The sequence below is a fragment of the Rhodococcus sp. PML026 genome (assembly GCF_000963615.1).
In the GTDB taxonomy this organism is placed as follows: Bacteria; Actinomycetota; Actinomycetes; order Mycobacteriales; family Mycobacteriaceae; genus Rhodococcoides; species Rhodococcoides fascians.
The window spans coordinates 325,301-338,056 of sequence record NZ_KQ031376.1; the positions used below are offsets into that span (position 1 = coordinate 325,301).

Below are 12,756 nucleotides of genomic sequence, written 5' to 3' on the forward strand. Positions count from 1 at the left end.
TTGCCGGATGTCGGCAAGAAAGTCTGCTGAAACATGTCCGCAAAACAACCCTGCCTGCAGTAAAGCAAACAGTCAGACTGGAGTAGTTGCGGTCGAACCGCCCCACATACCGATCGAACGAGAACGTAAGGAGCAGGACAGATGTCGTCGTTGACACAGAAGTTGACCGCGTTCGCTCGCAGCCCTCAGGGCAAACAGATGATCGACCGAGCGCGCCGATATGCAACCAAGCCAGAGAATCAGGCGAAGTTGAAGCAATTGGGCACGAAGTTCACCGGTAAGGGTGGACGTTCATGAACGTCGTCCCATGGTGGGCGTGGGCCGCATTCGGTGCCGTCGTCCTGATCCTGCTGGCCATCGACCTGCTGGCGCACCGCGGCGCGCACATCATCGGCTTCAAGGAGGCCGCGTGGTGGAGCGCACTGTGGGTAGGCGTCGCCATCATCTTCGGCATCGTGGTGTTCTTCACGCTGGGAACAACGGCCGGAGTCGAGTACACGACGGCATGGTTGCTGGAGAAGAGTCTGTCGGTCGACAACCTCTTCGTCTTCGCGCTGATCTTCGGCTACTTCAAGGTCCCCCGTGAGTACCAGCACCGCGTGTTGTTCTTCGGTGTCATCGGCGCCCTGGTCTTCCGTGCCATCTTCCTGGCCGCCGGTGTGGCCATCGTCAGCAAGTTCGCCGCGGTTCTGTTCGTCTTCGCCGCCATCCTGCTCTACAGCGCGTACAAGCTGATGAAGGACGAGGACGACTCGTACGACCCCGGCACCTCCATTGCAGTGCGCTTGCTCAAGAAGATCGTCCCCGTTCAGGACGAGTACTCCGGTACCAAGTTCTTCGTCAAGGAAGCAGGCAAGCGGGTGGCCACGCCACTGCTCGCCGTCGTGGTGGCGATCGAGGCCGCCGACCTGGTCTTCGCGGTCGACAGTGTTCCTGCCGTTCTGGCAGTGACCGACGACCCGTTCATCGTGTATTCCTCGAACGCGTTCGCGATCCTCGGCCTGCGTGCCCTGTACTTCCTGCTCGCAGGGTTGCTCGAGAAGTTCCACTACCTGTCCAAGGGACTGGCGATCATCCTCGCCTTCATCGGCGTCAAGCTGATCCTGCAGGCCGGGCACAAGGTGATCAGCACGTCGATCCCCGAGATCCCGTCCTTCGTCAGCCTGGTGGTCATCGTCGTGGTACTGGCAGGCTCGATCATCCTGAGCCTGAAGAATCCCCCGGAGGAAGACAGCGCCGACGCGGTCGACAAGGCTGCAGCCGACAGTCCGATCGTCGATCCGACGGACGGAACCTCCACCGCCGGCACCTCGTCGACGGGTACGTCGGGTACCGATTCGCCTCGACTCGACAAGTAGTTCCGCACGACACATGCCCCGCCGGAATCGATCCGGCGGGGCATGTTTGTACTTCGCCGTGATGGGGCAAACCGTCGTCATGGCTGACAAGAACTCGTACACCGTTCCCGGACTCTCGTCGGACGTGGGCGCGCGCGTCGCAGCGATCCTGCAGGATCGCCTGAACGCCTACAACGACCTCCATCTCACGCTCAAGCACATTCACTGGAATGTGGTCGGACCGAACTTCATCTCTGTCCACGAAATGCTCGATCCTCAGGTCGAGGCCGTGCGCGGCTTCGCCGACGAGGTCGCCGAGCGCATCGCGACCCTCGGCTCCTCTGCGAAGGGAACGCCGGGCACCATCGTCAAGGAACGTTCCTGGGACGATTACTCGATCGGCCGGGCGACGGCGATCGAGCACCTCGGCGCTCTCGATCTCGTGTACACCGGGGTCATCGAGACCACCCGCAAGAACATCGAAGAGGTCGGCGAGATCGATCCGATCACCGAGGACATGCTCATCGGCCAGAGCGCCCAGCTCGAACTGTTCCACTGGTTCGTCCGCGCGCACCTGGAGAACTCCGGTGGTCAGCTCTCCACCGCGAGCGCGACCAGCGAAGTCGACGCTGCGAAGCAAGCCGGCTGACAGACATTTCCACCCGAAGCACCGGTCTCGCCGATCACGGCGAGGCCGGTGCTTTTCGTTGTGACAGAACCAGATCACTCCGTCGGACGCGCCTCGTGGCCGCTGCGACCGTGCGTTCGTCGCTGTTCTTTCATCTCGGCTTCGAAGACGTGCCGACGTCCGTCGAGCAGCTCGTTCCGGACCGCCCGCTCGTGATCACGAAGTACCGTCCAATACCCGTCGTCGAACTCCTCGACGAGCTGGAACGTCCACCGCCCCTGAGCGATGTTGCGGCCGATCATGTCGGTCTCGAGTCGCTGTGCCAACGCGTCGTGCCCGGCGTCCGACAACGCGTCGGAGGCCTCCCCGAGCAGCAGATCCGCGTGTCCCATCAGCTGATGGAACGAGTACAGGTGGCCGCGAGCGCGCTCGACGTATTCGAGTGCCTCGGACAGTTTGCCCGTGGCCGCCACGGTATCGTCGTCCACTCCGTCGGGGCGGCGGTGCTCCGGTGCCGGCGTCTCATGCGAATGTGGGTCGTTCGTCTGTGCAGTCATGAACGGCACGTACCCGCATCCCGTGCCGGCAACACGGCCGGGAGTCCGATGATTACCGACCGCGATCTCGGGTATAGCTCCCATGCACGAGCAGCACAATCGATTTCGAGGAGTTCACATGGCTGATTTCATCGACAAGGCAAAGCACAAGGCAGAAGAGCTCGTGGGCGAAGCCAAGGAAAAGATCGGCCACAAGACCGACAACGACGACCTTGCTGCCGAAGGCGCAAAGGACCAGGCGTCGGGCAAGACCAAGCAGGTCGGCGACGACGTTTCCGACGCAGCCGGCAACATCAAGGACAAGTTCACGAACTGATCCATCGATGCAGCAGAACCCCGCACCCAGCCTTCACGGCTCGGGTGCGGGGTTCTTCTCCGTCACAGGCCTTCCGTCGGATTCGGCAGCGGCAACGGCCGCCCGAACATCCATCCCTGCCCCAAGCTGGCACCGAGCGCTTTCGCACGTCGCAGATGCCGACGCGTCTCGATGCCTTCCGCCAGCACGATCGCGTTGCTCGACCGAACGTAGGCGCGAATCTGTCGCATTGCCGGTCGGGATCGCAGCGGAGCTCGCACGATCGACGCGTCGAGCTTGACGATGTCCGGTGCCACCAGCGCCAGTAGATCCAGGGTTGCCGGTGTCGCTCCGACGTCGTCCATGGCCACCCCCATCCCGCGTGCGCGCGCGCCGCGGACGAGGGCCATCAGCAACGGAACGTTCCGATCCAGATCACGCTCGGTGATCTCGAGGACCACGTCGAGATCGTCGCCGATGGCGTCGAGGTGCATGTCGACGTCCTGCTCGTCACGGAAGCAACCCGGTTCGATGTTGAGGAAGAACCGCACCCTGCGGGAGTAGGCACGTTCCCTCGCCGCGCGCAGAGCTGCCGCGCGGCAGGCCACATCCACTCGGCCGACGAGTCCCCGTTCACGGGCCAGAGCAAAGACATCCTCGGGAAGTGCGCTGCTCGGCGACGGCCACCGAGCGAGGGCCTCGTAGCCGACGACATGTCCGGTCGACAGTTCGACGACCGGCTGAAACAGCGCCGCCACCGAATCCACCGCCTCGAGCGCCGCGGACGCTGCCAGCACCGCGCCGTCCGAGACGGTCACAGTGATCGCTCGTCCACCGGGGTTCGGCGTGCCTCGAGGCGATCGGCGATCAGTGCTGCGTGCAGTCGCCGCAACCCCGACGGTTTCATCGGATCGAGACCGGTGAGTTGATCCACCCGCTTGAGGCGGTAGTCGACGGTGTTGGGATGCACCGTCAGCCACGTGGCTGTCTTCTTCCTGTTGGAATCGGAGTCCACGAAGGCTTGCAGCGTCGGGAGTAGGTCGACCGAGTCACGGAGTGGATCGATCAGAGTCACGAGGTGCTTCCGACCGAGTCCGGGCCGGCTCACCTGGTACTCGAACACCAGATCCGAGATGCGGTAGGTGCCCGGCGTGTAGTGCAACCTGCGGACCAGGCTCAAGAGCTCGTACAGGTGCGGCGCAGTCACCGAGATGTCGTCGATCGCTGCCGACCCGGTCGTCGCCGTCACTGCGACCTGGCCGGCGTCGGCAAGCCGCTCGACCAGTTCGTCGACGTCGGCACCCGGAACGTCGGGCAGCAGTACCGTTCCGCCCGTCGCACTGATGGATGCGATGGGGGCGATGTCTCCGTTGTGCGCTGCCAGGGCCGCGTGAATTCTCCGCAGCTTCCGTGCGGCCATCATCGCCGCATCGCCGCGCCTACCCCCTTCGTCGGCATGCGCCGGAAAGTGCAGGGCCACGACGTGATACTCCTCGGCGAGCAGCGCACCCATTCGATCGGCGATCCTGCGGGCAGTGCCGTCGCCGGTCAGCAGAGCGTCGAGCAATTCGACGTCGTGCCGTGGACCGTTCTGCGCCAACGTGCGAAACTCGGTGAGATAAGCGTCGGACACCGCCTCGGTGACCACGTTCAGAAGCTCCATGATCAGGATCGTCCGGTCATCACCCGCCGCGCCTGCCTCCCGGTTCACCGCTGACTCGGCAGCCCGTAGACCCAGCGCGCAGCCCTCGTTGATCGCGTGCTGAATTCGGCCGAGTGGCACTCCGTCGCGGGCCCACCGCGTTGCGGCGTCCCGGAAGGTGTCCATGGCCCCCGCGACCGGTAGTCGACCGGAATCGAGGACACCTGCAGCCAGTTCGCTGCAGGTGGTCGCCATGTCGTCGAGTTCGCCCCGTGCACAGTCGCGCGGCGGCGGTACGTCCTCCGGATCGACGAAATACCGGTTCAGCATTCGCGCGGCAGTCTCCCGGGGCGTCCGCAAGCGGTCCGATGCACGTCGACCACCTGCGTACTCCTCCTGCGCCGTGTCCACACTGTCTGTTGCAGTCACCGAACCCCACCCCTCGTACTCGAAACCCGCGTCAGGTCATGTCCTTCAGGCGGCCGATGTCTGCCCACAACGCCCCTGCCTCGGTATCGAACCGTCCTTCCCCGGCCGAACCGTCGGCCGGGGTGAAGACACTCGAACCATAGTGCACAAATAAAACCTGGGGATTGTTTTGGACCGTGAACCCGGCAACAAATCCGCATTAGCGTCCGGTTCGTTGTCATTTGTGACGCCCCATCACGAATGAACGGTCACGTGCGGGCGGTTTCCAAACGTGATGCGGCGCACGTTCCGGGCCGAAATCCGGGCCTACAGTTCCGACTTGTCCACTTGACCCTCGTCGAAAGTCAGGCTCCATGACCACTTCTCGGTCCACCTTCCGTGCAACGAGGAAGGCCACGACAGTCCGCGCTGCGATGATTGCTGCAATGGCATGCTCCGTTGCCCTCGGTTCCGGTTTCGCAGCACAGGCTCAGCCGGCACCCGTCCCGGTACCGGCACCGCCCGCAACCGTGCAGGGCAACACCGTTGTTCCGCCGGGGCCGACCGGCGCATACCCGAAGGCCTCGGATCAGGGCATCACGGCACCGAGCATCGATTCGGCTGCCCCCGCCACCGCGACGTACGACCCACGGACCGAGACCACCGGATACGGGCCCGATCAGAAGAACTTCCTGGCCGGATTCCTCTACAGCATCGTCAACCCCAACGTCGCACCCCAAGGTGCCAACGATTGGAACTGCAAGCCCACCGCCGCGCACCCCCGCCCGGTCGTCCTCCTGCACGGCACCTGGGAGAACGCGTACAACAACTTCGCGCGCATGTCGCCTGCCCTGAAGAAGGAGGGCTACTGCATCTTCGCGCTCAACTACGGAGACGGGGACTCCAGTGTCGTCGGCAATCTCCCGTCGCTTCGCGGTACCGCATCGGTCGCGTCCAACGCGAAGGAGATCGCCACCTACGTCGACGCTGTGCGGACGGCCACGGGCTCTGCGCAGGTCGACATCGTCGGCCACTCCCAGGGTGGGCTCGTCACCCGTCAGTACCTCCGTTTCGAGGGCGGTGCCAATCCGACCGACCCGACCAAGAACAAAGTGAACACGGTCGTCAGCGTCGCCGGATCGAATCACGGCACCACCCTCGTAGGCATCGGAACTCTGGGGCGCACCATCAACAACCTGGGACTCAACGTCCTGGGAGTCGTCGGTGCCATCGCCGGGCCGGCAGCTTCGGACCAGGTGATCGACTCGCCACTCGTCAAGGGACTGGCCGTCGGCGGTGACACCGACCCCGGCATCAAGTACACCGTGATCGGCACCAAGTACGACGAGGTCGTCACCCCGTACAAGACGACGTTCCTCACCGCAGGCCCCGGTGCCACCGTCAACAATGTCACCCTGCAGGACGGCTGCGGCATCGACCTGTCGGACCACCTGTCGATCTCCGTCTCACCGCGCGCGATCGGCATCGTCAAGAACGCACTGGATCCGAAGGGCTTCCCCGCGAAGTCGATCCCGTGTGCCTACAACTCGCCCATCACGGGCCAGTAGGACACCGGTACCTCTGTTCCACCAGGGCGATCGGCCGATCGGGCCGATCGCCCTCGGCGGAAGTCCGGGTCAGTTCTGTGCTGGGGTCCACCCCAGCGCCGGGCCGAGCTTCTGCGCCGTGTCGGTCAGGATCTGCACGTAGTCCTCGTGGTCGAAGCTGAACGGCAGCGCGAACGCCACCTCGTCGACCTCGCGAAAAGATCGATTGGCGTACAACTGCTCCGCGATCTCGTCCGAGGTACCCACGAGGTCCGGTGCGAACATCATCCGAGCCGGCCCCTGCGGTGCTCCGGTCCGTGCAGTACGCGTGTGAACGTAGTCCTCGTACTTGCGCTTCTGCGCGGCGGAAGCACTGTCGGTGGGGATGACCACCAGCCCCTGGGAGACCCGCGCGTCGGCCCCGGCCGGGTGAGCCTCGCGGAACCGCGCGATGTGCGCGCGCTGGATCGCATCGAAATCCGTCGAGTCCTCGGCGCGCACCACACTGCTCACCAGAAGATTCATCGCGTTCTCCCCTGCCCACTGGGCAGACCGGAGACTGGCCCCGCCGTACCACATTCGGTCCCGTAGACCACGCGAATACGGTTGTACTCGTTCGGAATACGCTTCGATTCCCTCGGTCCCCGACCACGTGGACGCAGGTTCACCGGCTACGAACCGAAGCAGCCGCGAGACTCGGTCGTAGCCGAAGTCCTCGTCCTCGGCGGTGTCGGGATACAACGAGTGTGCGACGCGATCGAAGTGCATCGGTTGTCCCACACTGATTCCCGCGTTGACGCGCCCACCGGACAGCACATCCACCGTGGCCAGGTCCTCGGCGAGACGCAACGGGTTCTCCCAACCCAACGGCGTCACCGCAGTACCGAGCATGATGCGGTCGGTACGTTGCGACGCGGCGGCCATGACCGCGATGGGAGACGAGATACCGAACTGCAGGTGACGATGACGAAGCCACGCACTGTCGAATCCCAGCCGCTCCCCGAGTTCGATGATGCGCAGCGTCGATTCGTGGCCGACCCCGGGTGCGTTCTCGTCGAAGAGCCCGATGGTCAAAAATCCGAGCGAACGCAGGGGCCTGGATGGTTCGGGCACGTCTGGACCTCGTTTCGTGAAAGTCCGGCCAGCCTAATTCACACCGTCGTCGGTGTCGTGAACAGCGGCGGTGAGACGGCGAATCTCGGTGCCGCCGTACTCGAGCAGTCCGAGCGACGCGAACGCTTCGAGCCATCCGACCATCGGCCACCGGCCCCACCGACGGAAGAAGATCCGAGCGTTGACGACGATGTCGTCGAGATGTTCCACCGGAGGATCGGACACGGGATGGAACTGGTGGTACGCGTGAGCGCCGCCCACCCACCGCAACCCGATGCCCGACGCGCGGGCCGTGGCCGCGAAATCCGTGTCCTCGCCCCCGTACCCGGTGTAGTCCTCGCAGAAGCCGCCGATCTCGGTCCACGTGTCGGCGTGCACGGCGAAGGACAACGACCAGAACAGGTCGAAATCGTGTCCGGGTTCCACTGCGCCCGCGGGCGGATTCGGTCGAGCCGGATGCGGCGCGGTGAGCGGGATCAGAGCGTCACCTTCGAGCCCGACGCTGTCGGGTTTCAGGTAGGTCACCGGTCCGCACAACAGAGTTCGCCGACTGTCGGGGCGCAGCGCGGCGCGGCGATACCTGTCGAGCATCTCCGGGGCGGGTATGCAATCCACGTCGAGGAACACCACCAGCTCGGCACCCCGATCGAGGGCAGCGGCTGCCCCGAGGTTACGCGCTCGCGCCACCGGCAGCGGGGTCTGTGCCACCATGTCGAGAACCGTTGCCGCAGAGCCGGATCGGGCGACCACGTCCGCAATGTCGTCATCGCCCATGGCGACCACGATGTGCTCGACGGGCCGGTCGGTGGACTCGGCCCACCCGCGAATCTGCGCGGCGAGGTGATCGTGACGGCCCGAGACCACGGTCACGACAACCACGTTCATCGCCGAGCCGTCCCGGACGCAGCCTGCTCGATCGCGCGAGCCGCCCGATCGGGTGCGCCGTCGGTACCGAGCAGCGACCATGTCCGTCCGCCGATGCCCAGGGCGCAGTCGGCAGCGCGTCGCCACCGATCGACCGAGGGCCACTCGTCGAGCACCGCGGCGATGGATCCGGCCGCCAGTGCGTGCGCGGTGGCAGCCTGCTCGTCGAACGGCCGGGCTTGCGGAACCACGATGGCCGGTGTGCCCGACGCGGCGACGTCGGCCACGGCGTTCTGCCCGGCGTTGGTCACCACGAGGGCCGCCGAGCACAGCACCGGCCACACGTCGTCCACCCAGTCACCGCCCGCCACTCCGAGTGTGCGGAAGTCGAACCGGTCGTCCGCGGCGGACCACGAGTCCACCAGTTCACGCGTCAACGAGGTGCCGCCCGCCGCACCCAGTACGACAACCGGGCCTTCGGTGGCCGCAGTGTTCGAGCCCTCCGTTCGGGCTCGTCCGGCGAACCGGCTGATCGAGCCCGAGTACGTCGTCTTGGCGGCGTACGGATGCAACCAGGCCGGGTCGTACACACTGCGTGACCACGGTGCGAGAATGTGCGTCGCCGCGCGATAGGCCATCGCGTGGACGGGATCGGCCCGGTTTCCCGGAATCGCCATGACGATCACCCGGACACCCATCAGCCGCAGAAACATCGCCACTTCCACGGACACATCGACAACCACTGCCCGCGGTCGCTCACGCGCAACCCAGTCGGCGATGATCGCCATCCGTGCGGTCAGCCCGTCGACGTCGTGGGGTGCCCAGTGCACCACTCCCCCCGCCGAGATGTCGTCGGCGGCTGCCTCGCCCACGGTGTCGTTCACATCCAGCGGGAGTGCGATCCATTCCGCTGCAGCATGTTCCGGAGGCCGCGCCCGCGAGGACAGCACCGTGATCGGCTCACCCAGGCGGCGCGCAATCGCGTCGGACCGAGTGACGTGGCCTACCCCGTGGTGGTGTGCGTAGTAGCCGATCATGCAATCGCGAGACCGTGGGCGGACTCCGGTGCCGATGCGGACTCGAGGGTCGATCGGTACAGCTCCTCGTACTCGTCGACCATCCGGTCCACCGAACACACCTGCTCGGCGCGCGCCCGCGCGTCGTGCCTGTTCAACGCTGCCGCGGCGGGAATCGCGGCGGCCAGCCCGGCCACGTCGTCGGCGGGTACCAACACTCCGGACGAGGCGTCGATGATCTCGGGTATCCCTCCGCGGGCGAACGCCGCCACCGGGGTACCGCAGGCCAGAGCTTCGGCGACCACCAGACCGTACGGCTCGGACCACACCGGCGACACCAGCGCGACCTCGGCACCGGCCACCAGCGCGGCGAGGGCCGGCTGATCGAGGTGTCCGACGTATCGGACTCGATCGTCGAGCAGGGGTTCGACGACACCGTGGAAGTATTCGAGGTTGCTGATGGGTCCGGCGATTCGTAGTGACCGGCCGGCGAGCTTCGCGGCGGCGATGGCCAGGTGCAATCCTTTCTCGGGAACCAACCGTCCGGACCACACCACGTAGTCGCCGCCCGCACCGAACGGCCAGTCCTGCAGCGAGATCCCGTTCCGGATGACGATCGTCCCGGACGCGACGTCGGCCCATTGTTCGGCTGCGAACGCACTGACCGCAGCAAAAGTGTTGGCACCGAACGGAGCCAGGGCAACAGCCGACTCCAGCCACGCGAACGGCGGCGTGTGCAGAGTGGTCACCATCGGCACCGGCAGTGTGGCGGACATAGCCAACGGCAGGTAGTGCAGGCTGTGGTTGTGCACGATGTCGAACGAGTTCGACAGCGCACCGGCCAGTTCCATCATCACGGCGAGGTATGCGTGGTGCTCGCGAACCGCAGTGGGGGTGACCGCGAGATCGGCGAGGGCAATCGGTGTCAGATCCAGCGTTCGGACCGGCAACATCGTGGCATCCAGATCGACGCTCGATCCGTCTGCGGCGAACAGACTGACGTGGTGCCCACGGTCGGTCAGCGCCCGCACCAGATTGTAGACGTGTGCCTCCAGACCGCCCGCGAAAGGCTGTGCCACCGGAAAACTCGATGACGCCAGCACCGCGATGCGAAGTGGCTTCTCGTTCAACGCATCTCCTTTGTCACTGCTGCGTAGATCCCAGCGTGGGTCGCTGCGATTCGTTGTCTCTGCTCGGCCCGGGTTGCGGCGTCGAGCGCTGTGGTCCGATCGGCGTGGGCCGCCTGCACGGCTGCCACCAACGTGGCGGGATCGAACGAGTCGGTGTTCATGACGAAACTGTGAATCGGCGCTTGGTCGGCATAGAAGCCGCAATCGGACGCGACGACGGCCGTTCCCAGATCCCGACAGGCCTCGAGCCAACCCGAATGTGTACCGAACCGATACGGCAGCACCGAGACGTCGATCGAAGACAGGTAGTCCCACAGTTGCTCGTCGTCGAATCGGGCGTGCACCCGCACATCGACGTCGGGGAAACTGTTGTAGTCCAGCAACTTCGCGCCGACGGTCGGGTCGTACCAGTGGCCGGCCGTGTCGAACACGTCCTCGTCGATGTCCAACCGCACCGTCGCAGCCGGTAGCGATCGAGCCGCCTCGACGACGGCGTCCATCACCGCAAGCGGGTCGATGTTCGCTCGCAGGTTCTTGGCGTGGACTCCGATGACGAACGAGTCCGACACCGGGCGTGGGACGTTCATTCTCTCGAGAGGCACCACGTGTGGGTGCTCGATCACCGTCGCATGCACGTTCCACCGATCGGCTATCCACGCAGCTGCTCCCTCGGTGAGGGTGATCACGGCATCGGCACCACGTATCAACACGTCCAGCTGCTCCAGATGACCGGTGTTGTCCGCGAAGTGGGGATTGTGCGCGTCGTGGACCGTGAGCACCAGGGGCTTGCGACGGGCCCTCAGATACTCGACCGTGCGGGTCAAGTCTTCCGGTGAGAAGGACTCGAAGCCGAAGTGCACGTGCAGAACGTCGAAGCTCGAATCGGGTTGCTCGGCCAACCACCCGGCGTCGAGGAGACGAGGCGGCCACCACTGGCCCGGCACATCGACGCGAACCGGCGTCGGATCGGGCAAGAGGACCACCGAGTTACCGGAGCCGTCTGGCACCGGCTGCACGTGCTGTACGTACACGTGAGAGGAGGGTACGGACGCAATACGAATCATGAATTCCTTCGGGTACAGGTCAGACGAATCGTGCCTGTTCCCGACACGCGCATGGGGTCTGTACCCACTTCGTACCGAGTTCAATCGCGGTTGGCGTCGCAGGTTCGGCGGGGCTACGTTGACCAGAAGAATGGTCGAACACACGCACTCACACGACGTCGGGGCAGACATGGACGGGCGTACTCGCCACTACGACGATTTCTACGGAATATCGGGGCTCGAGGCCGCGCCACGTACACCCGTCGACGATCGCCCCCTGTTGCTCGTCTGGGGTAACTGCCAGGCCGAGGCGATGCGCATTCTGCTGAGCTCGGATGCGGCGATGCCGTTTCGGACGGTACGAATCCCGCCGGTACACGAACTCGAATCCGCCGATCTGCCGCACGTCGATCGATTGGTCCGGCAGACCTCGGTACTGCTGACTCAGCCTGTGCGGGAGGGCTATCGGGATTTGCCGCTCGGGGTCCCCGATCTGACACGAGCACTCCCGCCGCACGCCGTGGTACTTCGTTGGCCCGTGCTGAGATACGCTGCGCTGCATCCTTTTCAAGTCATCGTTCGGCATCCGAGCGACCCAGCGGCCGTTCCGGATCTCGTTCCGTACCACGATCTGCGGACGATCGTGGCCTTCGAGCGTGGCGTGCGGCCCGGCGAGAACTGGGACCTCCCGGTATCCGACGCCGGCTTTCGTGATGCCGCGCAGGCGAGCCTGGACGAGCTACGACGACGCGAGAGCCGCGACACCGACATCGCTGCGTCCGACCTGTTCCAGAGTGCGGGAAGCCGTGCCACTCATACGATCAACCATCCGACCAACGTGGTGTTGACTGCACTCGCGCAGCGGATCCTGGACCACCTCGACACCGCCTGCACTGTGGGTGATCCAGGGAGAGAACTGCTCGGCGGTGTGCGAGCGCCCGTCGAACGTCGGGTACTGCGCGCCCTCGGCCTCCCCGGTGAAGCTCGCCCAGACTGGACGGTCGACGGTTCCGACGTGTCCAGCGACGTCGTGCACCGCGCTCACCTCGATTGGTATGCGGCACATCCCCAGTTCGTCGACGCCGCACTGGCCCGCCACTCCGAGCTCCTGCGAATCCTGCAGACGACGCCGTGATCGCACCCGTGCATCATCTCGTGGTCGGCCCACCGGACCAC

General features: G+C 65.1%; 14 protein-coding genes. 6 read left to right on the forward strand and 8 right to left on the reverse strand.

Annotated elements, in window-relative coordinates; translation table 11 throughout:
* The first annotated feature begins 141 nt into the window (after nucleotides 1-141).
* From VF34_RS25380 to VF34_RS21040, 3 genes are all read left to right on the forward strand, one after another.
* A complete protein-coding gene (locus VF34_RS25380; RefSeq protein WP_167326732.1) occupies nucleotides 142-297 on the forward strand; it encodes a hypothetical protein in 156 nt (51 codons plus the stop codon).
* Nucleotides 294-1,358 carry a TerC family protein gene (locus VF34_RS21035; RefSeq protein WP_027496223.1) on the forward strand — a complete coding sequence of 355 codons (1,065 nt, stop codon included), beginning with the start codon at nucleotides 294-296 and terminating at the stop codon, nucleotides 1,356-1,358. Before VF34_RS25380 ends, VF34_RS21035 begins: the two co-directional genes overlap by 4 nt.
* 79 nt (nucleotides 1,359-1,437) lie before the next feature.
* Nucleotides 1,438-1,986 carry a Dps family protein gene (locus tag VF34_RS21040; protein ID WP_027496222.1) on the forward strand — a complete coding sequence of 183 codons (549 nt, stop codon included), beginning with the start codon at nucleotides 1,438-1,440 and terminating at the stop codon, nucleotides 1,984-1,986.
* Nucleotides 1,987-2,060: 74 nt separating this feature from the next.
* Here VF34_RS21040 and VF34_RS21045 read toward each other — a convergent pair whose 3' ends face one another.
* Entirely contained in the window at nucleotides 2,061-2,522 is a 462-nt protein-coding gene (locus tag VF34_RS21045) for a hypothetical protein (RefSeq protein ID WP_027496221.1), read from the reverse strand.
* Between the two features lie 118 nt (nucleotides 2,523-2,640).
* Between VF34_RS21045 and VF34_RS21050 the strand changes: the two genes are divergently transcribed.
* Complete coding sequence (locus VF34_RS21050; RefSeq protein ID WP_027496220.1) at nucleotides 2,641-2,838, forward strand: CsbD family protein; 198 nt, start codon at nucleotides 2,641-2,643, stop codon at nucleotides 2,836-2,838.
* A gap of 62 nt (nucleotides 2,839-2,900) precedes the next feature.
* Here the strand turns inward: VF34_RS21050 and VF34_RS21055 are convergent, their stop codons facing one another.
* Nucleotides 2,901-3,635, reverse strand: a complete 735-nt coding sequence (locus tag VF34_RS21055; RefSeq protein ID WP_231578257.1) for an EAL domain-containing protein — start codon at nucleotides 3,633-3,635, stop codon at nucleotides 2,901-2,903.
* Nucleotides 3,632-4,888 carry a PucR family transcriptional regulator gene (locus VF34_RS21060; protein WP_032366259.1) on the reverse strand — a complete coding sequence of 419 codons (1,257 nt, stop codon included), beginning with the start codon at nucleotides 4,886-4,888 and terminating at the stop codon, nucleotides 3,632-3,634. The genes VF34_RS21055 and VF34_RS21060 overlap by 4 nt, the downstream gene beginning before the upstream one ends.
* A 353-nt stretch (nucleotides 4,889-5,241) precedes the next feature.
* Between VF34_RS21060 and VF34_RS21065 the strand changes: the two genes are divergently transcribed.
* Nucleotides 5,242-6,435, forward strand: a complete 1,194-nt coding sequence (locus VF34_RS21065) for an esterase/lipase family protein (protein ID WP_027496218.1) — start codon at nucleotides 5,242-5,244, stop codon at nucleotides 6,433-6,435.
* Nucleotides 6,436-6,504: 69 nt separating this feature from the next.
* Here the strand turns inward: VF34_RS21065 and VF34_RS21070 are convergent, their stop codons facing one another.
* Genes VF34_RS21070 through VF34_RS21090 form a run of 5 tightly spaced genes read right to left on the reverse strand, consistent with a single transcriptional unit; the run spans nucleotide 6,505 to nucleotide 11,568 of the window.
* Entirely contained in the window at nucleotides 6,505-7,527 is a 1,023-nt protein-coding gene (locus VF34_RS21070) for an LLM class flavin-dependent oxidoreductase (protein ID WP_045842001.1), read from the reverse strand.
* A 33-nt stretch (nucleotides 7,528-7,560) separates the two neighbouring features.
* On the reverse strand, nucleotides 7,561-8,412 hold the full coding sequence (locus VF34_RS21075; protein WP_045842002.1) for a glycosyltransferase family 2 protein: 852 nt from the start codon (nucleotides 8,410-8,412) through the stop codon (nucleotides 7,561-7,563).
* Nucleotides 8,409-9,428, reverse strand: a complete 1,020-nt coding sequence (locus tag VF34_RS21080; protein ID WP_032366262.1) for a glycosyltransferase — start codon at nucleotides 9,426-9,428, stop codon at nucleotides 8,409-8,411. The genes VF34_RS21075 and VF34_RS21080 overlap by 4 nt, the downstream gene beginning before the upstream one ends.
* Nucleotides 9,425-10,537 (reverse strand): glycosyltransferase, encoded by a 1,113-nt coding sequence (locus tag VF34_RS21085; RefSeq protein WP_032366263.1) that lies wholly within the window; start codon nucleotides 10,535-10,537, stop codon nucleotides 9,425-9,427. The genes VF34_RS21080 and VF34_RS21085 overlap by 4 nt, the downstream gene beginning before the upstream one ends.
* Entirely contained in the window at nucleotides 10,534-11,568 is a 1,035-nt protein-coding gene (locus tag VF34_RS21090) for a glycosyltransferase family protein (protein ID WP_230074238.1), read from the reverse strand. The genes VF34_RS21085 and VF34_RS21090 overlap by 4 nt, the downstream gene beginning before the upstream one ends.
* Nucleotides 11,569-11,770: 202 nt before the next feature.
* On the opposite strand from VF34_RS21090, the gene VF34_RS21095 reads away from it, so the two are divergent.
* A complete protein-coding gene (locus VF34_RS21095; RefSeq protein WP_052718711.1) occupies nucleotides 11,771-12,715 on the forward strand; it encodes a WcbI family polysaccharide biosynthesis putative acetyltransferase in 945 nt (314 codons plus the stop codon).
* Nucleotides 12,716-12,756: the final 41 nt, after the last annotated feature.